Raw genomic sequence first — 22,564 nt, 5'->3', positions numbered from 1 at the left:
AAAAAATCCACCTTTTTATGAAGAAGTCGTGATGCTGAAATCCACACCAAACTGGAGTAGTCCCAGCTTCCGAGCAACATTTTGCGAAGCAACATTATCCCATGATGTACTATAGATCGGAATGCGTCCGCTCTCTTTAACATGATGCTGCCAGCACTTTACCGCCTCCGCTGCATAGCCGCGTCCTCTGAAATCAGGCGCCGTATACAGGCTTGCCTCTGCACCCTGAGTGGATACGCGGGCTGAACAACATACAGCGACAGCTGAATCCTCAATGACATAAGCTGCAACGGGCATTTTTTCATACGGCAGTTCTATAAAATCAGGAAAATGCTCTGCCAGCTGAAAGGTATGATGAGGATCAATAAGCTGAACATTTGGATGCCATTGCCCACACTTTTCGGGAAATGCATACGCCAGGCCCATCCATACACTTTTCACAGGCTTAAATGTCTCCACACTCCGAATCAGCTTCGGAATATCAAGTGGGAACCCCGTTTCATATCCCAGTTTCTCAATCAGAGAGGACGGCAACTGCTCATGATAAAAGGAACATGGCCCAGCAGAAGTTATTCCAATAAATAAAGCTGGAGCCTGCCCGCCATCCGGTTCGTTAATACGTAACAGACGTTTCCGATCGTCCATCGTATACAATGTATCGGCCTGTATGTTCATCATATCCAAGGGTGAAAGGTTTGATATAAAATCCATAATTACGGAATGTACCTTTCTAATAACAACTTGCCTGCAATTCTTTTTCCAGTTTCATGCTGCTTCAGCAATTCAGGCATCCATCCTGACAACGTATATTGATACATTAACAAGCACCCCCTCATTAATTTCCATTATACGGTATACCCCTTCCAGATACGAATGAATATTGCGCAATTGCGAATGCGTAGTATACCGATGTCTGTTATGCTTGAGCTAACTTATCACTCCACACTCATTTATCCTGTAACTTTGCTTTTTTCCATGCAGCACCCAATTCAGCAACCGACGCATAGCGTCGTGCACGCTCTGGGTCTATCGCTCGAATAACCACCTGGTACAATGCTTCTCCGGCATCCCATCTGGCATACGAACGATCCAGCTCTCCACCCAGCAGCGAGAAAGCCATCGCCCCCATATTAAATACATTCGTGACTCCATCTATTCGTGCACCTAATTCAAACTCCTCAGGAGACATAAAACGGGATGACCCCCACATCCGTCCCATCGTATTCGTGAAAGAGCCCTTTCGATACAAATCAATATCACATATTTTCATCATTTGTATGTCAAAATCATAGATCAGACTGCCATCGTAAAAATCAACTGCTACATACCCTCTCCGCTCCACTTCGATATGAAAATCCAAAATCTGCTCCATCGCCTGAATACGTGTCTTTACCGGGAGCTGCCTGAATCGATAATAGGGTGAAAGAGGGTCATCATATTTGGCTGGTGGTGGAAAATCCCAATGGGAATGCAGACATTCTCCTTCCACCCAATCAAATACACAGGCGTAACCATGTTCCGTTGCAAAATGGTCTTTTAAACGAATCAATGTGTCATGTGCCAAATCTTCGTATATGGAAGCGGATGATTTCAAACCATGAATCGCTTCGGCAGGTGCACTTAAACTGTTTGCATGTATCGTACGTGCTCCCGCATATTTCACGAATTTTCGCTTTCCGTCCTGACCCAGAACACCAAAGGACAAATTGCCGGAATCCTGCTGGTCAAACACACGAAATACGGTACCCAGGCGCGCGATCCAATCGAATGAATGAGATTCTTTTAACTCAAAAGAAATGCCGTCAAGTTCAAGCTGAATCGTGTCCGTCATATGTCACCGCCTTTTTGGACATGCTTAACCCTCTCATGTAAACGATCAGCATAAAAGTACGTCATATGAGCCTCATCGTAACCTTTTCCCTGAACAACCAGTGCATTACGCTCAATGCCATAGGTTTCAAAACCGTGCTGCTCATACAATCGCCTTGCTGACTCGTTTGTGGTAACTACACTGAGATTGATTTGCTCTATGCCGTCCAATTCCCTACCCCGATCCAACACTTCGCGGAGCATGCGAGAAGCAAGTCCACATCCACGATAAGACAGTAAGACATAAACTCCCCAGATGTATCCTTTGTGTCTCAGCTTTAGTCCCTGTTCTCTTTTGAATCCCATTGTACCTGCGAGAATGCCTTCTTCTGTATATGCCCCCAGAATGTAATCATCAGCTTCATTATGTATACGTTCCTGCACTTCACTCATGGGAAGCTGAATGGACATTTCAAATGAAGCCCCGAAGGCTTCCGGATGATTTTTCAGCGCTTCCAGCCGCAAAGGCCAATATTTCTCTGCCTCATCTCTGCGTATATTGCGAAGGATGAACACGTTCTCCTTTTGACCTTCATTCATGCTTCAACCACTCCCTGCATGTCATAAGGATAATCGATCTGGAGCTTTACATTCGCTGCGGCTTCCTGGCCTGCAAGCAAACCTACGACATAGATCCCAAGATCAATGGACGTTGCTACCCCTCCGGCTGTAATCACATTTCCGTCTTTCACAATCCGGGTTTGAATGACCTCGGCAGCATAAGGCTCAAGCAGATCATAGACATTGGGATGCGTCGTTGCTTTTTTACCTGTTAAAAACCCAGCTGCCCCCATCAGCAGAGAGCCTGTGCACACGGATACCTTTAGTGGAACATTCTCGGCTTGTCTCAGCCAACCCACAAAAGCCTCATCGAATCGAAGCTTGCGTGTTCCCATGCCACCGGGTACAAAAACGAGATCATATTCCGCCAGATTAGGCTTCACCCGGTCCACCTTCAACGTTAGGCCTGATTCGTCTGTAACCTGATCTGTCATCGCACAGGTTTCCCACGTTGTGCCTTTGGTTTGTTCAAAGAAATTCAACCGATTGATCACATCATAAAATCCTGCAAAATCAAGGAAAGTCAGACCATCAAACAAAACAAAAGCGATTTTCATATGAAAGCCCTCCAGTGTTTTTTTATTTGGTGATTGAGTTTCTTAGCTGATTCTATTTCAATCCACGCGCAATAATCCACTCCAGCCATTTCCATGGAAGCAGCAGCTTGCCGATGATGAGCAAACGCGAGCCTTTGCCCAGCGCATAACGAAGCCTTGGTGCACGCATCCGTGCAATACGAGCAATCAGATCGGCCACTTCCTGCGGATCGGGTGCAGTCTCTCCAGCATGCTGGGAATAACGAAGAACCGCATCGAGCTTATCTTTATAGGGAGAATGATCACTTCTATGAATTTCACCCAAACCTTTATTCCAGATGGGTGTGCGATAAGCACCCGGCTCCACCAGCACAACCCGGACGCCGAAGGAAGACATCTCATGACGCAAACTTTCCGTGAAACCTTCCACGGCGAATTTGGATGCAGCATACGGCGCATACCCGGGAAAACCAGACAATCCACTGACGCTGGACAAGTTGATGATCAATCCCTGCTCTTGCTCACGCATGACAGGCAGGACCGCACGTGTAACGGCAATCAAGCCAAACAGATTCGTTTCCATTTGCCGACGCCAATCTTCCATGGATACTTCCTCGATAAATCCGCCAAGCGCAAACCCTGCATTGTTCACCAGCATATCGATCCGCCCATGGTTTTGAAGTACCGTCTGAACAGCCTCCTGCACCGAATCAGCATCCGTCACATCAAGTCGAATAATCTGTACCCGATCCGATATGCCCGCCTGCTCCGCCAGCCTTGCCAATTCCACATTCCGACTCAAATCTCGCATCGTTGCCACAACACGATATCCTTGTTTAGCCAGCGTAACCGCCGTAAGCATACCGAATCCACTCGAAGTACCCGTAATTAACGCCACACGGACGTTTGAGTCGAACTCTTTCGATTTCCCCACAGTTGAACCTGTTTCGCCCTGTATATGATCATCCTCTGTCTGTATCTTCTGTTCTGTCATCTGCTTCACCTCTTCCCTCGGTGGATTTAGTAGATGTAATGGATTTATTTTCGTTACCACCATCATCAAAACGCACTCAAGTGTGCTGTCTCTCCACTCGGCGCAGCTTCGTTATTCCCGGTTCAAACGTATAAGGAACGAATCTGATCTCGGGTACAGTACATTCCAGCCGTTCTCCCAGCTTCATCAGCTCCTGCTTCACATCAACTTCCACCTGCTGCATCCCTTCTCCTCCTCCGAGCCGAAGTGATACTTCCAACACCCCGTTACCTAGCTGTACGACCCGATAATGATCAATAGCGGGAGAGGCTGCAATCACTGCACGTGTAACAAAATCCGGGAATACAGGTACGGCTTCGCCCGTTTGTCGATGTGGAAAATAAAGCGTGTCATCACAGCGGCCTTCGATCCGCTCAATGGCAGTGAATGGAGACCCACAGGCACAAGGAACCGCTGCCTCGGTCAAAATGTCGTTCAGCCGATACCGGATAATCGGCTGTGAGGTTCTGGAGAAATCCGTGATCACAGGCACGAACCTCCGGGTCGCGGGATCAATGAACTCTTTCTCAATATGAACGATGTCTTCATTCAAATGCAGCGTGCCGAAGCGGCAGGTAGCGCCCAGAAATCCTTCCGTACACTGGTACACCTGATGAACCGTTTGTCCAAAAACGTGCTCCAGTACCTTGCGATCCAGCGGGTCCAGTACTTCGGCAACCGAAATGATTTTGTCCGGTACAGTGGTCAATGTCCCAGACGTATAAGCGTCAGCCAACATTCTCAACATGGAAGGCGGCGCTACCCATACGGTAGGACGGTATGTTTCCATACGTTTAACCAAGGTATCGACACGTTCCAGCAGATCAAAATATTGAAATTGCAGCTTCCCCCGCTGCACAGATTCATACAGATTACTGTTGGCTCGGAGGAAAAAGGCGATCTTGGCAGGCTTCCACAGTCCACCAGGCAGGAGCTTCGCCAGCACCGTCCCTGTCCACGCATCCTGCTCCTGATCACTCACCAGAAACAGCCCCCGGTTGCCTGATGTACCTGAAGACAAGCCTACCGTCACACCCTGAACGGATGGCTTGAAATCACGCGTTTCCTCGCTCTCCCCAGCGAGAGCCATCGCTTCATCCTTGGAAATGCCCACCGTATTGAGCTGATCGAAATGCTGCATCATGATTGTTTTGTCAATCAGCGGGAAGCTTCTCCAGTTGGCTGCATCAACATCACCCCACCACTCCCGGTAAAAAGGCGACTTTTTACGAACCCGCTCCACTTGCCGAATGATCTGGCGTTCCTGCCAGCGTTCAAGCTGCGCTCGTGTTTTCCATTTTCTCAATCCCCGTGCAAGTGCATAATGGTAGACAATACGCAGTGTATTGCTCATATGTCCTCACTACCCTCTGTACCCCAAGCATCCAGGGCGTCACGGCAATGACTGGGCACAATCCGAATCGCCGGAAACTGCTGATGCAGCTGAACGAGTCTGTCAAAATTTCTTCGATACGCCTGACGATCCGACATAATGATTCCAGCGAGTACGTGAGGTCTGCGTTGTTCCTGAAAAGCACGACTCGACCACACCGCGTCCGCGCACAGAAAATAATTATTGGCCTCTGTACTGAGCAAAATCCCCATCATGCCTTCCGCATGACCCGATACGTCAACGCCCAGCATACTGCCATCACCGAAAATATCGTATACCTCGGGAAAAGGAAAATCCTCACCCGCTTTTACCCATCGCTTCGGCTGCTTCGTAACAGGCAATGATCGGGCATCAAAGTCCTCTGGCAGCAATCCGGACAGAAACCCTGCCTTTACAGCCGCAATGGGTCCAAGTGAACGCACAGCGTCATAGGCTCTTGGCAGATAGATTAGCTGCGCCTGCGGGAAATCCCGCACACCTGCGATATGATCCCCATGAAAGTGGGAGAGGATGATGTACCGAATATCCGAAGCTTTCAACCCTATACGAGCCAGAAATTGTACCGCACTGTCTTCTTCACGATAGACAACAGGTGTAATATGACGGTACAGCGCGTTCGGCAGATGAGCGGTTTCCTTAAAGAAACGGGAGCTATATCCCGTGTCCAGCAAAATCGGACCATGTACAGGATGAATGATGCACGCAAAGCCGGCCGGAAAGGCCACCGGACGCAAACTTCCACCACGCAGCGTCAGAAACTCCGGATGTGTGCAGTAACCCGCTGCGCCCAGATGAAGCTTTACCGGGGTTGTTGTCAGCATGATTCAGCCCTCCACCAGTCTGCAAATTGTTGTAACCCCTCATCAATGGTCAGCCGAGGTACATACCCCAGCTTCTCACGGGCATCTGTAATATCCAGCGTCTGCGGGATCGATAACGAACCAACCGTATACCGCGTCAGTTGAGGTTCGCCTAGCGCAGGAATCAAGCGATGTACATGTTCCAGCACTGTGGCTGCTCCGTATGCTGCTCGATAGGGAATGTTTCGATGGCGTAAGGGCATTTCCAGCATTTCAAACAACGTGCTCACCAAATCCCGGAACGGTCTCGGATCTTCATTAGAAATATTGTAGGCACGACCCAGCGCCTCTGTCTTGGCATCCCGGCATAACAACAGCGCATCCACCACGTTATCCACACAAGTCAGATCAATGAGTGCCTGTCCGCCTCCAATCATAGGTACACCCGATTTGGCATTTGCTGCAACAATTCTGGGAAAAAGGGTCTGGTCATACGGTCCAAAAATAGCTCTTGGACGAATCATGATCGATGGAAGTCCATTAACATGAGCCTGCATAACCACTTGCTCAGCGAGCCGCTTGGTGGCTGCGTAATGATTAGCCGGTTTGGATGGCAAGGGGTCATTCTCGTGTATGTTATATCGCGGACTGTAGTTAAAATAGATGCTCGGCGTTGATACATGAATGAATCGCTGTACGCCACCTTTGATGCAACGATTCACCAAATGCTGTGTCCCCTCCACATTGCTGCTGTAAAAATCCCGGTATTTGCCCCATGGCGACGATAACGCCGCACAGTGAAACACAACATCCTGACCCGAACAGACATCATTTACCGCCGCCTGATCTCGTATATCTCCGTTATAAAATCGAATGCCTGCCGCCTCAAGCTCTGTACCGTGCTTTTGCTGGCGTCCCATACCCGTAACTTCCCAGCCTTGCTCGGCAAGCCGTATCGCCAGATGCCTGCCCAGACATCCGGTTGCTCCTGTAACCAATGCTCTATTCATTGTTGTTCACCGTTCCATTCTATGTCGTGAGTCAAAGCTTCAGTCAGCGAAAACTTATGTTTCCTTGCCAGCCGCCAGGCAGAGAGTACAATTGCAAATTGCTCAAACAAAGGTTTCGCATCATGTCTCAGATACACCACATCCCTCGTTCCCCGCCAGGCTTTTATCCATGCCCGTAGGCTTCCCTTCCCCCAGAGCTGCTGCAATCCACTTCCCAACATCGGAAGCATCAACATTGCTTTGCTGCCTTGCTTGGGGATGATCACCTCTGCTGCCTTCACCAGTCCTTCAGGTGCAATTAAAGCACGTACCAAGCCATCACCAGGGTGAAACAAATGGATTCCACTGGTCGCCCTCGGATTACATTCAATGGCATACAACTGCCCGTCCTCTGTTTCGATAAAATCAAAACCAACCTGCCCGCTAAACCCTGTCGCCTGTACAAATTGCCTTACCCACTCGTAAATTTCTTCATGCTCCACATGTTCAAAAAAAACACTCGCGCCTACGCTGCCCGTTCGATAGCGACTGTCGTAGGTCGTATGTGCAACGATTTTCCCTTCATAAGCAACGCTGTATGTACATAACATTTGCCCGGCAACATAAGTCTGCGCAACCCAAGGGGAAGCCAAGGATATTTCCGTGTCACTAGGAGGATCATTCTGTAAACGGTGCTGCTTCATTTTACCTGCGTATATCTTCTGATTAGATTCAGGTGCGTCTCCATCAAAGTCTGCTGTGGAGGATATCGGCATACGAACTCTGGCGGCAAAGCGGGAATACACGGGCTTCCATACCCATTCCCCCTCCATGTCCAGAACAGCCTGCTCTTTCATCCATTCCTGCCTACTGTTGATCAGACGGGTATCCGGAACCGAAAGACCAAGCGACTCTGCAAGCTGGATAAAGTGATATTTATGATGCAATTCATGCAGCTGCTCTATAGGCGAAACAAGTACACGACAGTGATCACGCAGCTGCTCTGCTCCTTGAGCAATATAAAGGACTTCTTCACACATCGGAATCAACAAGTCGATCTGCCAGGTTTGAACCAGACTCTCCATCTCTAACAAGTATTTCTCTGTTTCATGACGTGGAGATGAAACCGTGAAGCACTGCTCCACCGCACCGGACAATCTGCACAAATGACGCACCACGCTCTCCGCGACGTAAACGCGGTGACCCGCACGATGAAGCATACGCGCCAGATCGAGGGTTACCGGGGCTCGGCCGCCTGTGAGCAGCACATTTAAGGATTCTGATGCTTGATGTCCATTCTTCGTGAATCTAGTAGTCAAAAATGAGTCCTCCCAGTGACAATCCGGCGGCTGTTCCGATCATTAACACCCGATCTCCCCGCTGAATACGCTGCTGCTTGATCGCTTCATGCAGCCCCATCGGAATGGAAGCTGCAATCGTATTGCCGTGATTTCGTGTAATGTCCATAAAACGGTCCTCTTCGATTCCCAGTTTCTTGCGGATCAGCCTCATCGCCATGGCACTTCCCTGATGAGGAATCACCAATTGGAAATCCTTCATCTGATTACCGGTTGCCTGCAGCATATCGTCCATAAATGCTGGCAGCAACCTGGAAGCCATACGGAAAATGGCCTGTCCATCCATATGAAAAAGATAGGGGGCCGGCTGCTCTGCCACATAATTTGAGGCATGCAGACGAGTACCTCCACCGGCAATTTCCGAAAACCGCGCGCCGCGGCTGTACGTTTTCAGCGAGGCATGTACAATCTGCGAAGACTCTCCTTCAGCAGAGCGTTCAATAATGACAGCAGCAGCTCCATCACCGAACAGGGCAGCACTTTCCTTGTTCGACCAATTCAATCCCTTCGAAGCGATCTCCGTAGCTACAAGCAGCACCCTTTTATAACGCCCGGCATCCACCATATAGGAGATAACATCCAACCCGTTCAGAAAACTTAAGCAGGTCGCATCCATGTCAAAAGCCGGTACCCCTGAATCCTGCTGCCCCATCGCCTGCTGAATAAATACGGCCGTACTTGGTAAAGGCTGTTCCTTGGTACCGCTCGTACACACCAGACAGTCTATATCTGCAAACGTCAGTCCTGCATCCGCAAGTGCAGCTTCAGCAGCCCTCGCTCCCATGAAGGAAGAGGTCTCTGTACCGGAAGCATAATGACGCACACCTACACCTGTTGCTTTACTGACCCAGCCTGCAGGCACCTGCAAACGGTGATCCAGCTCCTCATCTGTGACTTCCTGTTCAGGCAAATACTTGCCTGTTCCCACAATTCTCACTCTTCTAAGCTGCATATGACCTACCTCTTTCTCTTCTGCTGACTGATCCATAATATAAGTTCAACTAATGAATATTTACACTAAAATCGATGACGGAACACCCTACCGATCGCAGTTATCGTGTAAATGTTTAGTCGATATATCTAAATGAAAATTACTTCACCCCGCCTGGCTAAACGCCATGACGAAGTGAAGAAAATACAGCAGAAGGGCAGATATCTCTGCCCCTCCCGTTGTGTTATCTTTTTTATTCCGTCACGTTGATTCATTTCCTTGCTTTAAAATCTCGGCCAGTGCGAGATCGAGCGTATCATATTTGAACGTAAATCCTTCCCGCTCCAGCCTTTCGGGAATGACCCAACGACTTTTGAGAACCAATTCTGTTTCGGTCCGAATGAATCGCGCTCCCAGTTCCAGCATCCAGCGAGGTGCAGGTAGTCCAATCCGAACTCCCATCTGCCGCCGCAGACTCTCCATAAGCTGGCGGTTCGTGACAGGATGCGGAGAGGAAGCATTAAATACACCTTCCAGCTGCGGATGCTGCTGAACATAGATCACCATGCGGAACAAATCTTCGATATGAATCCAGCTAAACTGCTGGGTTCCAGGTCCTTGTGATCCACCCAGCCCAAAGCGGACCAAATTGGTCAGTGGCTCCATAACGCCACCTTCTCCCAGCACAATGGCAATTCGTAATGCAATCTGACGTGTAGACGGCAGACTGAATTCAAAAAAAGCCTTTTCCCACGCCTTGGCGACATCCACCGAGAACCCGGAGCCAATCTCGCCCTCTTTCTCCGTCATGGGGCGATCTTCTGCATGTCTATATATCGTGGCCGTACTCGAATTAATCCATAATTCAGGAGGATTGCTGCACGCCAGAACAGACTCGCCCAAAATGCGGGTTGTGCGTGTTCTGGATTCCAGAATGATTTTGCGGTTCTCGTCCGTGTAACGGCAGTTTACGGATTTTCCGGCCAGGTTAATCAGCAATTCTGCACCTTCAAGTGCCTGTATAATTCCAGCCTGGTTCTCCCAGGCAATATGACCGGGCTGGCGTGAGATAATGAGCACCTCATACCCAAGCTTCTTGAATCTTTGGGCAAAATCCTGACCTACAAACCCTGTTCCACCCGCCAACACAACCTTTTTCACGGTATCCCCTCATTTCCCCTTACTGGGTAAAGCAGCTACGCTATATATGGACTAACACTGTCTGCGACCGTTTTGTTTGATTTTAATTTATGCCCAAGGCTGCGTATAAACGATTGCGTTCTTCAATCGCCCATGTGTTCGCCGAGTTTTGCTCCAACTGGTAGCGAAGCTCGTCATGAAAATCATGAATCATGAATCCTTCAGGCAAATTTCCCAGCATAGCTGTAAAATCGTATTCAGGCAGTTTTCTTTGTCCTTTACCGATCTGCTTTAACCATTCCATCCATTCGGCAAGCGTCAGCACTTCTTCCTGCCATAGCTCGGCCTGTAATCCAAGTGTATCCTGAAGCTGCTCGTAAGCAGATGGATCGGAAAAGCGGCGGCATGCTTGCACAGCCAGCTCATACAACTCGATGACTGCGCGCCGCACCTCATGCTCAAGCTCAATCTCCAACCCTTCCATGAAGTCCTGAACTTGAATTGTCCGCCCGTCATCATATAGTAAAGGGGCATGCGCCAACAGACGTATAATCTCTTCCATGTCCTGCGCTGAAACTTTCTTTTGCTCATAGAGAGCAGGTAACCTGTATGCTGTAATGATCATTCACTCCTACATCGTCTTCTATTAATGACGTATATTATATCATGATTTGGCGTTGAAATATTTGAACACTTGAATCGTTTCTTCCAGATCTTCAGGACCTGAATAAATATTCATCACTTTACCGATTTCGATTCCAAAATCCACATAAGCACTCGCCTTGGCTGTAATAATATGTCCATCAACAACCACACCTTCATTCACATATTCCCCTTGGGCTGTGACTGCTCTCATCTCGGATTCAGCATTAGTCGTAAATGATCTGCCCTCCAATACTTGCGCTTGACCAAACAATAATGTTCCTGCACAGATGGCTGCAATGGGCGTCTTGCGCTCATGAAGTGCTTTGATGAAGTACATCAAGTCCGGACGTTGCAGCATTGCCGTAACATCTCCTCCGGGAATGATGAAAAGGTCGACTTCGGACGGATCAATCTCATTTAATAGAACAGAGGGATTAACTGAAAATTCCTCATATGACTGTAACGCTCCCTTTTCCAACGCCACCGTTATGATGTCTCCTTGCGTTTTCATAAAATAGCTGGCTAACATAATCTCAAATGATACGTATCCTTCAAATAATAATATGTATGTTTTCAACTTTAACTACCTCCTTCCTTATCGTTCTACTCTTGAGATACAGTCCATTCCGGAATTGTTGTAAAGCCTGCCTCCCATTGCATCCCATCAGTCACACCATCCAGTGGTTTCCAGCCGACAAAACTCATGGATGCGTCTGGATCATACGGTTGTAATAAAATCCCACCAGGTATTGTAGCATCTAACAAAGTCCCGGATTCTGTGCATTTATAAACATAGAATTGCTGTGATGCTTCTGCCTGAGAGACAAACGTATTATTTACGTTAGCAGAATACAAACAAACGCTGATAGACGTGTATGTATCTATCTGACGGTTGTTGCTTATCAGCTGATCATGAGTCGACCTCATGAATTCGTCATAAGCAGCTTTGGACTCCCACACCGCCAGAATCACAGCTTGCCGGGGATTCATCAGATTCCAGCCACCTCGTTGCATCACAAAACCCGGCATCTTGCTCAGTTCCCCCCACTTGGATTGCGCCGAATAAAATGCTTTTTGATGCTGCTTTTCTACTTCACACCAAATGATCTTGAATAGCATCGTAACACCCTCTCTTTCAAGCCGCTCTCCCAATTCTGTTTCAGTCTTCCAACCATCTCATTGTACAAGATCCTTTCCGGTTATTGGTAGTTTTCTACCACAAAAACAGCCCTAAATTCCGATATAGCGTGTCTCAGGTTCCACAGCCTTCTTTAGAATACTTTAAACCCTTTAATAACACGTCTCATGTTCGTTGGCGCTCTAGCCACCGCTAGGGAGAGGGACGCCCACGATTTCGACGAAGCAGAACTCTCGAGACAAAGCTCTTCCAAGGAGATTGCCGGCTACCTCAGATTCATTTTCCGATCGCACTTACCCTCATATTTTTCTTTCCATACTTTTCAGAATGTAAGATATTAAATAACAAAAAAAGCAACGCTCAACTCGTTTAGGAGTGAGGCATTGCCTATTTTAATTCATACGTCGTAAACTGAAAAACCTTCTCGGAGTTATCGCATTATCCATTAGATAAATGCTTTAACCGCTGCAAAATATTCACGGATCATATTAATCGGTTTCAGATAACCCGGCGAAGGAGCCGAGATGCCGTATTCAGCGGCGTAACCGTTCTTGGCGGCCAAATACTTGGATCTGAACATATGGTAATCACTTGTGACAATCATGATCTTGGGATGCTCCAGCCCGGATGCATCGATGATTTTTTTGGAAAAAGCCATATTCTCCTGCGTGCTCGTCGATCGATCTTCCATAATGAGTTGTGTGGGGCTGATGCCCTGATCAACAAGATAGTTTTTCATGGCGAGTGCTTCAGGAATGGATTCCCCCGGCCCCTGACCGCCGGATACAATCACTGGCGTCTGAGGATGACTGCGGATGTAGTCCAGACTGGCATCCAGCCTTTGTTTCAAAGTCAATGACAATTCCGTTCCTTTGATGCCCGACCCCAGAATAATGACATAGTCCGCTTCTTCCGGATCATTCGCACGAAGCTGAGTAAACACAAGCGCTTCAATAATGACAAATGAAACCGCAGCGATCCCGAACCCTGTAAGCAGGATGCGTTTTAGCAGGATATGTTTTTGATAATCAATCCGCCTCAACACAATAAAAGCTACAGTGATCATGCCAAAAAACTTCACCGCGAAGTTCCAGCCCCAGAAGACCAGAAAGAACACAAAACATGCAATGAAAATAAGATCAAGAATCAGGCCTTTTTCTTGTATAAACTTTTTCATAAATCCAGAAACACTCCTTCACGGGCCTTCTCTTGCCTCATATGCCCTTGATTCAGGATCTTATGATTGTAAGCTTGGGCCACTGCTGCTGCCAGCACTTCTTCTCTACACGCTGATTATAATAGTCTGCATCCGTGAAAAACGGACTTTGGCGTACGATTAACGTATACAGATCCTCCAACCCATGCGGGGCACAGATATCCACCTGATCCTGATCATCCAACCTTACACCTATGGCAGTGACGATTTCTGGCCAATAGCGAAGAGCATCTTCTGTGGATTGATATGGTCTGTCTCCATTGTTCAGATGCATCCTCGCCTGGTTTTTCACCGACCACTTAAAATTGCCTGTCTCTTCACGAAGCCTTTGTTCCAGCAGCTGATCCCGCTCCTCACGCATATCTTCCGTATCGTAGTAAACGACATCAATATCGCTGTGCAGTTCGCGAAGAGGATAGCCATGAAGTACATCCCAGATATAATTGCGAATATACCCCGCACCTATGTAGCACTGAGGCAGTTCAAGACTACGAGCCCGCCGCAGATCGTGCATTAATTGGTCATGCTCCGTAATCGCCTGAATCAACTTTTCCTCATGCAGCATATAACATCTCTCCCTGATACTCTGTCCTTTTAATCGTAAAGCTATCATTGCCCGCTTTTACATTACCGACACGCTGCTTGTTTCCAATATATCACGTTTGAGTACCTCCAATAAAATAAACAAATCCCCTCAGGCATTCGTCCTAAGCTCATCTGAACAGATGTTCCTTAAGATTATTACCCAGAGGGGATTGAATGAGGAGATCGAATAAGCGATTAGGCCAGTTCCTGTTTGTGTCCCGAATACGAGATCTGTATTTTACATTGGATTATCCATAAGCGTAAGTTGCCCCTGCTTTTCCTGCATGCGAAAAATAACGGGTCGTTCATGCGGATGATTGTTCGGAGCATGAATGGTGAGACACAGTTGTCCTTCAAATGTTCGAAACACCATCCCATGTCCTCCATTATTGGCGAACAATGGCTTGTCATCCTGCTTCCATGGACCTTGCGGTTTGCCGGACACCGAGCGGGCCAACCCCAGTGTATAACCGTCTTGACCGGATGTGGACCACATCATGACGAGTTCATCATTTTGCATCCGATATAAAAACGGACCATCTGTGACATAATGGTTTCGCTGTTCTCCACCTCCGACAGACCATGGCGCTTCGGAAGCTTTGAATAACAGATCCGGCTTGCCTATCGTTCCTTTCAGATCCGGTTTCAGACGTACTGCGTACATCTCACCATCCTCCACCTGCACCCATTCCTTGCAAAAGATCATCCATGGATCACCCTGATCGTCCACGTACAATGTACCGTCCAGGCACTCCCAATCGGGAGGAGTCAGGGAGCGACACCACAGTTTAAAAGGCCCTTCGGGCTGATCAGCAACCAATACACCTGTTACTCGCGGAATGCCTTCTGCCTTGAAGCTGGCAAACATATAAAAGCGACCTTCCCATTCATACACTTCCGGGGCCCAATAGTGGTGATCGGACCAGAAGTCCGCAGGTGCACGGAAGCACGGGGAAGGACTGCTCCAATGAATTAGATCTTCACTCTCATAGACATCAAAACCGATGGCTGGCCCATTCCACACATTTTGCCCGATAGAGCCGTACAAATAATATTTCTTGCGGGATGGTATGGCCAGTATGTAGGGATCACGAAAATGAATATCTTCCAAACGGTGCACGTTCAATGGTTCATCCTCCTCATGAAAGCGGTTCATTAACCATGAGTATACACCATTTCTCCAAATACTGGAATTCCATTAACCCCACATACCAATCAACAATATGCCGCCAAAAATAACGATGGAACAGAGAATACGCTTCTTCCCCTGCTGTTCTTTCAGTAACAAAATACCGAGGAAGGCCGCAAATACCGTCCCTACTTCCCGAAGCGGGCCCAATCTCGCCATCGGCGCCTGCTGTAATGCAAATAGAAATAACAAGTACGATCCCGGATTCAGCAGCGCCCCCAGCATAATGGTCGATCGATTCTTCTTCCATTCCTGACGCAGTTGGCGGGAAGCGAGCAGCGCCGGAGTCAAGCCGGCAACAAAGCCAATATTCGTCACTTCCAGTAACGACAGGGGTGAAATATGCTCTAGATTTAATTTGTCCACGAACACATAACTGGTTGTACATAACCCGACACATAAGGCCATCAGAACCGGCTTAGATCCGGTTACCCTTGAGCCAGATTTGCCAACTCTGCTTCCCACACCACTCAGCACCGTAAATCCTACAATCATGCAGGCAATGCCGACCCAGCCGAACATGGATAACGTTTCCCCCAGAAAAGCAACACCAATCAACGGCACCAACAAGGTGCTTGTTCCCCGCATAATCGGATAAATCTGCGACAAATCGCCCATCTCATACGTCTGCGACAGCAGCCAGGAATACAAGGCTTGCAGTGCCATCGATAACACAAGCAGCGCATAGGCTGACATGGATAATGGTTCCCGTACCAACTCCACGATGAGCACAGGCAGCAGTATTACGGTCGGAATCATCATGATGGACCATAAAAACACGCTTTTGTTTAAACTGCGTTTGGTGAACATACTCCAGACAGCGTGAGCCATCCCGGAAGCGAGCACCAGAACTATAGGTAAAATCATAATCAAAACGTTCCTCTCTAATGCCTTGCTCGTCTATATTCTCGAATGTGCCGAAGTGGAAGTCTTCTCAGGTCTCAGGCTGATGTTCTGGCTGTTCCCTTACAACAGATCCGTCCTCCAGACGGAGCCAGGTATCAAAACTTCTTTGTCCCGCCCGCAATTGAATCACCCTTCCTCCGCGCAGCATGCCTTCCCTTCCATATGTACTGTGCCCACTCGAACGTCCGTAGCAGAGACGAATACCGTGATAAGTCCCCTGAAAATCATTCACATGATCATGTCCACAAAAGGTCCCCATCACATCGCCCATCTCCTGCAGTGCAGAGAACAGACCCGAGTTCACTTGGGCAGAACAGACAGGTTCGTACTTGCTGCCGTAACAGATCTGTGTGTCCCACATGGACTGATATTCAGGAATCGGGATATGGAAAAACGCCAAGGCTGGAAGCTTATCCCCGCGGCTGCGGCCGGGATTGACGCGTGTGGATTCAGACATCAGCCACTGGATCTGATTGGGCTGAATCCAGCCATAACCTGGAATGGACTCGACCTGGGAGTAGCTCCCTGAATCGAGTAAATACAACACTGCTGCCGGACGGCCATCCGGTCCGGCAATCTCCAATGTGTAATTGCCTAATCCAGCAATCTCACGTGGACCAGGCTCCGTCACAGTATGCATATGTTCCTGAATCACATCCATTAATCCATCGGGGGTAATCCGATTCTCTGTATCATGGTTGCCATACACAAAAGCCCACGGAATACCACGCTCTTCCACCACCGACACGGCATCACGGAATGCCTGCTCCGGGTGTTCACATTCCTTATTGCCAGGATCAACCGGTCCTGTGTAGATGACATCGCCTGTAAATACAACCAGATCGGGTTGTTCCGCTTCAATGACCGTTTTCATTAATTGCCGGGTCCGAAGATCTTCAGGTCGCCCATCCTTCCAGTGTAGATCTGTAAACTGCACAATTTTGAATGTTCCATTTTCTTGAAAAGCAAGCTGACGTTTCACCCTTTTTCCTCCCTAACGATCCATGTACTATGGACCAAAATATGCAATGTTGTTTGTTGTGGTTTTTCGTTGTTTTATATGATCTTATCGTCACATCATATTACTGTCAATACATATTAAGAACAGAATCCTAAACCCTATTTATAACATTTACCATTTCAAAATTGACAAGGTCTTCTCTCCAACTTACACTATTAAAACAACAACAATCCACACTATCTCACAAATCCACAATATCCATACCCTTGATCAAACTTCAGGAGGCAACACCGATGTCTTTAACGTATGAAGAACGCAGACACACCATTCTTATCCAGCTTGCTACGAAGGGCAAGGTTCAGGTACAGGTTCTGGCGGATTTGTTTCAGGTATCCACGGAAACCATTCGGAGAGATTTGGATCGGCTTGAAAAAGAAGGAGAATTACGCAAAGTATACGGAGGCGCTGTACGTGTTCGCTCAGGCATGACCGAAGCCCCTTTTCAAAAACGTGCGCAGCTTCAACTGAAAGAAAAGCAGGCCATTGGCGTGGCAGCCGCCTCTCTAATTGAAGATGGAGAGACCGTCATTCTGGACAATGGCACAACAACGCTGGAAATTATGCGACAGCTGCGACATCGGTCTCAGGTAACCGTTATTACCAACTCCGTTCCCATACTTACCTGTGCACTGGAGGAGTTTGCAGGCAAAATCATTTTCGCCGGAGGAGAAGTCACCCCGGTTGTACAAGCCTCTACCGGACCCATTGCACATGAACTGCTGAGTCAATTCAAAGTCAACAAGGCGTTCATCTCCGCAGGCGGCGTTTCGTTAACGGATGGGATCACAGATTATGTGCTGGAAGAGGCACTCATCTCCCGCAAAATGATGGAGCGTGCAGAGGAGGCCATTTTGGTCGCTGATCATACCAAATTTGGACGATCCACTTTCGCCCAGATTGCCCCTATAAATCACATTTCCATGGTGATCACAGATGCCGGATTTCCCGCGGAATGGACAGATGCTCTTCGCCAAATGGAAATCGAAATGGTTCACAGCATTTGACAATGTGAGCCATTTTCTATATTTTAGAAGTATAATGATCGTTCTATATTATTCCTGAAGGGGAGTGTCGTTCCTTATGAGCAGCAAAAAAGAAATGCTGTTGAACGTGGCTGAGGAATTGTTCTACCTCCATGGATTCCATTCCATCGGATTGAAGCGAATCATCACAGATGCTGGGATTGCCATCATGACGTTATACAATCATTTTGACTCCAAGGATGATCTCATTGTAGAAGTACTTCGGCGGCGCGAACAGCGCTATCTGGAACAGCTGCGGCAGTATGCCGACAACAAAGCGCAGCCCGTATTTCACAGTTTGGCGGAAGGACATGCACGCTGGTTGATGGAGCATGAGTCGAGAGGATGTTTGTTTTTGCGTGCCAAGGAGGAATTTGGCGGAGATCCAGACAACGTTATTGTGCAAACGGTAAACGCGCATAAAAAATATGTGATGACCTTGATCAAAAATCTTGATCCTGCCGCAAGTGACCGTGCAGTGTTGCAATTTAACCTGCTGCTGGAGGGTTCCACCGCACTCGCTGAGTCAGAAAATGTAAATAGCGTATGCCGGGAACTCATTCACATGACGAAAAATAGTTTCAAGTAGTCCCACACCGGGTGAGTTAGTAGTTCAACTCACTTTTTTATTTCAAAGAAAATATAATGATCGTTCTATCTAAAAGGCGGTGGATTTGATGAAAAAAATTATTTTTCCAGGGATTGCCCTTATCGCTGTATGTTATGCATTCGGGAGATTCAGCTATGGGCTGTTTATGCCGGAAATCTCGGAAGCACTCCAACTGGACGATGCTCAATCCGGAGCAATTAATTCCGCAACCTACATTGCGTACTGCCTGTCTCTACTTAGTGCTCCACTGTTAATTAATCGCATTGGGCACTATCATGTCATTCAAATGGCGGGTATTAGTGCTGTGCTCGGTTTATTGGGTATTGCCCTATCTCCAAACGCGTTTGTTCTCACAATAGGCGTATTTCTTGCCGGATTAAGTACAGGCTTGGCCTCTCCTGCATTGGGTAACACCGTTTATGCTGAGCTTGCTCCTGATCAGCAAGCCAGGGGGAACAGCTGGATTAACACAGGGACCAGCTTTGGCATCATCATATCCGGTCCGGTCTACTGGCTGTTCACCGAGTATTGGCGTTTGACCTACATCTTCTTCGCTGTTCTCGGAGTAGTGGTGGTGCTGTGGAATAGACGTGTTCTCTCCACGCGCAAAACAGAGCCATGTACCAAGTCCCTCTGGGCCTGCATGAAGCCGACCAGACCGGGTATGGCTCTGCTTATGGCATCCCTTCTGACAGGCATCAGTTCTGCGATCTATTGGACCTTTGCCCGAAACTTCCTTACGGACGAAAAAGGGGCCTCCGATTCGGAAGCCGTACTGTTCTGGATTGTGATGGGGATTATGGGGATTCTCGGCGGGTGTGCTGGCCGTATTATTGAACGCATTGGAATTGGATGGTCCTATCGAATAGGCCTTCTGCTCTTGTCAGTTTCACTTGGCGTTATCCTTCTTCCTTCGATGGCCGCAAGCCTGGTCTCAGCCATTATGTTTGGCAGTACCTATATTTTCCTGACCAGTGTATTCATCGTATGGGCGACCAGGCTATTTCGTCCAAATACGTCCATTGGGATCAGCCTTGCTTTTCTTGCGCTCGGTGCAGGGCAATTTCTGGGTTCATCGCTAGCGGGTTACACCATTGAAATGTTCTCCAATACCACAGCTTTTCTGGCCTTTTCCGTAATGGGTCTGCTCGGATTACTTATTCGAGTGAAATAACCAGAGCCTTATTCTACTAACCAAGCAAACCAACAGACTATACATCCGCTGCGCATCTGAAACCAATATGCCCAGTAGATGTATCAGGCGTGTTGGGTATTCTCGCTGCCACTCTATAACGGTTGCAGTAGGATCGATGGCATAGGTAGGAACCGCCTTTTAACACCTTGCGTTCTTCATTGGAAGATCGTTCCGTGTCAGCAACTGTAAACTTCTCATGATCCGTTACGTAATTGTCTGCGCACCACTCCCACACATTGCCTGACATATTGTACAGTCCGTATGCATTGGGAGGGAACGATTGGGATGGAGAGGTACCTGCATAACCATCGGCTGCGTTATTTTTCGTTGGAAATACACCCTGCCAGATGTTGCAATAGTGTTGGCCATTCGGCCTTAATGTATCACCCCAAGGATATTTCTTCTGGATCAGGCCACCCCGTGCTGCGTATTCCCATTCCGCTTCTGTGGGCAGACGTTTACCCGCCCAGCGGCAATAGGCATTGGCATCATTCCATGAGATATGAATAACCGGATGCTCAGCGCGATCGTTTACATTAGAATCGGGTCCTTCGGGATGAGCCCAGTCTGCACCTTCAACAACCCACCACCAGGGTGTCTGTTGTACAACGGTTCGAACTTGAGCCGCCGTTTGCGGAGAAACGAACAGATGAAAAACAAAAGACCAGCCAAACCGCTCCGCCTCAGTCCGATACCCGGTCTCACGTACAAACTGTACAAATTCCGCATTGGTTACCGTACAAGCATCCAGATAAAAAGAGTTCACCTGAACTTCCCTCACAGGGCCTTCCCCGTCAGCTTCAAAAGCTTCGGGGTCATTTGTGCCCATCAGAAAATGTCCACCTTCAATACGAATGCTTTCTTTCTTCTCTGCTCTATCGGTTAGAGCTATCTTGAAATCAGCTGTAGAGCTGGTATGACTGTATGGCTTGTCCTTGGCAGCCTCTACCAACGCAGCCTTTTCCTCTGGCAGACTCTTTTCCTCCAGCTTGCCGCCCCGACTTGCAGCGCAGCAGCAGGAAGAAGGTTTCATTGGCAGCCGATCATGCATCTCAAGCATCCCCTTCTATAGATAGAATTAAGACCCGTTCTCCTATTGTACACGGCAGGGTGAATATTCGGATGAACACCTAAAAAAAGGGGCTTCTACAGGCCAATAAAAAATGATCTTCGGGCCTGATCATTCTCTCGTTCCACACCTGTACTTCGATATAACGCTCCGGGCCGAGATTGCCCAGTTGATTCCATTCCTGAGGCCATCCATAGGATTGAATAACGTCCAGAATTTCATCTTTGGTGTAGACCTGCTTACGGTAAGGTTTATCATCCGTATAACGCATCGTTGGAAACAAATCTCCGTAGGTAAAACTTACAGAATTAGCAGACAGATCCCCCCAAGAGATCGTGACCCAATCCGGTTCGGTATACCATGATTCCAACCAAGTGCATGCACCCAGGGTCATATAGTGAGGATAATGGTTGATCGGTTTCCCACCTTTGGAGATAAACTGCTCATACGCTTTTTGCTCAAGTTCTCTTCGAATCATCATGTAATCTGCAGATCGCTGACTGGCAAAATTCCGGCCTTCCCGCTGAATAGACTGCGAAACCGCCTCTGCATCCTGTTCGGACAGACTGGAGAGGTTGCGGAATGGTCCAACACTTTTTTCAAAATAATGAAACGCGTTCAGGTTTATCATTCGGGTCCCGCCTCTTTTTCAACGATATAAGATACTCTCTTTCACGAATACAGAGTTTATTCCTCCTGCAATCTGGCCTTCTGAATGATGGATTCAATAAACGGAGCCTTGGCAGCAGTGTATCCAACACGGTCATGTCTGAACTGCTGTTCCAGTTTCTTTTTCAATGCATAATACGCTAGCATAACTTCAGGGTCTCTCCTGAGAGCATTGCGAAACAGCAAATTATCATTCCATTCCTTGCTCTTATACATATATACATGAAGATGATGAGTACCCGCTCTCCATTGTCCTTTACGAAAAAACAGGCGCTCCTTAAACTCCGGCTTGGGCACATATTCATATCCTAGTTCTGCCAATGCTTCAATATGTACTGGTTGTACATCGTCCAAAGCACGTACCCCCACCATCATATCGATTAATGGTTTCGCTCCCAGACCTGGCACAGATGTACTGCCAATGTGTTCCAGATCCACACAGATACTTGTTAGAACCCTCTTGATTTTTTCGCGTTCTACGTTATAGTCCTCTACCCAATTCGGGTCATACTTAGATACAACCACAACTTCTTTCATTCCCATTACGCCTCTCTGTCTCTTACATTTAATAGTCATAGTGTACATCATGCCAACATGTATGGAAATAACTGTAGCAATCATTCCATATGGAAAAAGTTAGTACTTCAATTGCAGCACCATCTTCTGATCGTTGTTTTGCTTCTTCAGAA

25 protein-coding genes are annotated in these 22,564 nt (G+C 47.8%); 3 read left to right on the top strand and 22 right to left on the bottom strand.

What is annotated here, in order from left to right; all coding sequences use genetic code 11:
• Positions 1–15: 15 nt before the first annotated feature.
• From MHB49_RS09615 to MHB49_RS09525, 19 genes are all read right to left on the bottom strand, one after another.
• Positions 16–678 carry a GNAT family N-acetyltransferase gene (locus tag MHB49_RS09615; protein ID WP_405155973.1) on the bottom strand — a complete coding sequence of 221 codons (663 nt, stop codon included), beginning with the start codon at positions 676–678 and terminating at the stop codon, positions 16–18.
• Between the two features lie 268 nt (positions 679–946).
• Positions 947–1,831, bottom strand: a complete 885-nt coding sequence (locus MHB49_RS09610; protein WP_405155972.1) for a serine/threonine protein kinase — start codon at positions 1,829–1,831, stop codon at positions 947–949.
• Positions 1,828–2,409 (bottom strand): GNAT family N-acetyltransferase, encoded by a 582-nt coding sequence (locus tag MHB49_RS09605; RefSeq protein ID WP_405155971.1) that lies wholly within the window; start codon positions 2,407–2,409, stop codon positions 1,828–1,830. Before MHB49_RS09605 ends, MHB49_RS09610 begins: the two co-directional genes overlap by 4 nt.
• Entirely contained in the window at positions 2,406–2,987 is a 582-nt protein-coding gene (locus MHB49_RS09600) for a DJ-1/PfpI family protein (protein ID WP_405155970.1), read from the bottom strand. The genes MHB49_RS09605 and MHB49_RS09600 overlap by 4 nt, the downstream gene beginning before the upstream one ends.
• 52 nt (positions 2,988–3,039) lie before the next feature.
• Complete coding sequence (locus tag MHB49_RS09595; protein ID WP_405155969.1) at positions 3,040–3,960, bottom strand: SDR family oxidoreductase; 921 nt, start codon at positions 3,958–3,960, stop codon at positions 3,040–3,042.
• Between the two features lie 76 nt (positions 3,961–4,036).
• Positions 4,037–5,353: a F390 synthetase-related protein gene (locus MHB49_RS09590; protein WP_405155968.1), complete on the bottom strand. Its 1,317-nt coding sequence runs from the start codon at positions 5,351–5,353 to the stop codon at positions 4,037–4,039.
• The gene (locus MHB49_RS09585) at positions 5,350–6,213 is read right to left on the bottom strand and encodes an MBL fold metallo-hydrolase (protein WP_405155967.1); all 864 of its coding nucleotides are present in this window, start codon (positions 6,211–6,213) and stop codon (positions 5,350–5,352) included. The genes MHB49_RS09590 and MHB49_RS09585 overlap by 4 nt, the downstream gene beginning before the upstream one ends.
• Positions 6,207–7,202, bottom strand: coding sequence for an NAD-dependent epimerase/dehydratase family protein (locus tag MHB49_RS09580; RefSeq protein WP_405155966.1), 996 nt, complete (start codon positions 7,200–7,202; stop codon positions 6,207–6,209). Before MHB49_RS09580 ends, MHB49_RS09585 begins: the two co-directional genes overlap by 7 nt.
• Complete coding sequence (locus tag MHB49_RS09575) at positions 7,199–8,500, bottom strand: ATP-grasp domain-containing protein (protein WP_405155965.1); 1,302 nt, start codon at positions 8,498–8,500, stop codon at positions 7,199–7,201. Before MHB49_RS09575 ends, MHB49_RS09580 begins: the two co-directional genes overlap by 4 nt.
• Positions 8,490–9,491: a beta-ketoacyl-ACP synthase III gene (locus tag MHB49_RS09570; RefSeq protein ID WP_405155964.1), complete on the bottom strand. Its 1,002-nt coding sequence runs from the start codon at positions 9,489–9,491 to the stop codon at positions 8,490–8,492. Before MHB49_RS09570 ends, MHB49_RS09575 begins: the two co-directional genes overlap by 11 nt.
• Before the next feature lie 240 nt (positions 9,492–9,731).
• Positions 9,732–10,631: a TIGR01777 family oxidoreductase gene (locus MHB49_RS09565; RefSeq protein WP_405155963.1), complete on the bottom strand. Its 900-nt coding sequence runs from the start codon at positions 10,629–10,631 to the stop codon at positions 9,732–9,734.
• Positions 10,632–10,713: 82 nt separating this feature from the next.
• On the bottom strand, positions 10,714–11,235 hold the full coding sequence (locus tag MHB49_RS09560) for a hypothetical protein (RefSeq protein WP_405155962.1): 522 nt from the start codon (positions 11,233–11,235) through the stop codon (positions 10,714–10,716).
• A gap of 39 nt (positions 11,236–11,274) precedes the next feature.
• Positions 11,275–11,832, bottom strand: coding sequence for a DJ-1/PfpI family protein (locus MHB49_RS09555; protein WP_405155961.1), 558 nt, complete (start codon positions 11,830–11,832; stop codon positions 11,275–11,277).
• Between the two features lie 26 nt (positions 11,833–11,858).
• Complete coding sequence (locus tag MHB49_RS09550) at positions 11,859–12,374, bottom strand: DUF4937 domain-containing protein (RefSeq protein WP_405155960.1); 516 nt, start codon at positions 12,372–12,374, stop codon at positions 11,859–11,861.
• Between the two features lie 464 nt (positions 12,375–12,838).
• Complete coding sequence (locus tag MHB49_RS09545) at positions 12,839–13,570, bottom strand: YdcF family protein (RefSeq protein ID WP_405155959.1); 732 nt, start codon at positions 13,568–13,570, stop codon at positions 12,839–12,841.
• A 52-nt stretch (positions 13,571–13,622) separates the two neighbouring features.
• Entirely contained in the window at positions 13,623–14,174 is a 552-nt protein-coding gene (locus tag MHB49_RS09540) for a nucleotidyltransferase family protein (protein ID WP_405155958.1), read from the bottom strand.
• Between the two features lie 258 nt (positions 14,175–14,432).
• Positions 14,433–15,314, bottom strand: a complete 882-nt coding sequence (locus MHB49_RS09535; protein WP_405157095.1) for a glycoside hydrolase family 43 protein — start codon at positions 15,312–15,314, stop codon at positions 14,433–14,435.
• A 78-nt stretch (positions 15,315–15,392) separates the two neighbouring features.
• Entirely contained in the window at positions 15,393–16,250 is an 858-nt protein-coding gene (locus tag MHB49_RS09530; RefSeq protein WP_405155957.1) for an EamA family transporter, read from the bottom strand.
• Positions 16,251–16,317: 67 nt separating this feature from the next.
• Positions 16,318–17,271: a metallophosphoesterase family protein gene (locus tag MHB49_RS09525; protein ID WP_405155956.1), complete on the bottom strand. Its 954-nt coding sequence runs from the start codon at positions 17,269–17,271 to the stop codon at positions 16,318–16,320.
• A 272-nt stretch (positions 17,272–17,543) separates the two neighbouring features.
• Between MHB49_RS09525 and MHB49_RS09520 the strand changes: the two genes are divergently transcribed.
• The 3 genes from MHB49_RS09520 (at position 17,544) to MHB49_RS09510 (ending at position 20,116) form a co-directional block, all read left to right on the top strand.
• Positions 17,544–18,314, top strand: a complete 771-nt coding sequence (locus MHB49_RS09520) for a DeoR/GlpR family DNA-binding transcription regulator (protein ID WP_405155955.1) — start codon at positions 17,544–17,546, stop codon at positions 18,312–18,314.
• A gap of 76 nt (positions 18,315–18,390) precedes the next feature.
• Positions 18,391–18,921, top strand: a complete 531-nt coding sequence (locus MHB49_RS09515; RefSeq protein ID WP_405155954.1) for a TetR/AcrR family transcriptional regulator — start codon at positions 18,391–18,393, stop codon at positions 18,919–18,921.
• Between the two features lie 88 nt (positions 18,922–19,009).
• Complete coding sequence (locus tag MHB49_RS09510; RefSeq protein WP_405155953.1) at positions 19,010–20,116, top strand: MFS transporter; 1,107 nt, start codon at positions 19,010–19,012, stop codon at positions 20,114–20,116.
• Between the two features lie 37 nt (positions 20,117–20,153).
• Here the strand turns inward: MHB49_RS09510 and MHB49_RS09505 are convergent, their stop codons facing one another.
• From MHB49_RS09505 to MHB49_RS09495, 3 genes are all read right to left on the bottom strand, one after another.
• A complete protein-coding gene (locus tag MHB49_RS09505) occupies positions 20,154–21,197 on the bottom strand; it encodes a formylglycine-generating enzyme family protein (RefSeq protein WP_405155952.1) in 1,044 nt (347 codons plus the stop codon).
• Between the two features lie 70 nt (positions 21,198–21,267).
• Complete coding sequence (locus MHB49_RS09500) at positions 21,268–21,837, bottom strand: hypothetical protein (protein WP_405155951.1); 570 nt, start codon at positions 21,835–21,837, stop codon at positions 21,268–21,270.
• 56 nt (positions 21,838–21,893) lie between these two features.
• The gene (locus MHB49_RS09495; protein WP_405155950.1) at positions 21,894–22,412 is read right to left on the bottom strand and encodes a GrpB family protein; all 519 of its coding nucleotides are present in this window, start codon (positions 22,410–22,412) and stop codon (positions 21,894–21,896) included.
• Positions 22,413–22,564: the final 152 nt, after the last annotated feature.

It is taken from the genome of Paenibacillus sp. FSL K6-0108, assembly GCF_045040695.1.
Lineage (GTDB): Bacteria > Bacillota > Bacilli > Paenibacillales > Paenibacillaceae > Paenibacillus > Paenibacillus pabuli_B.
The sequence above is the reverse complement of the archived record's forward strand: the minus strand, read 5'-3'. Positions and strand labels throughout refer to the sequence as shown.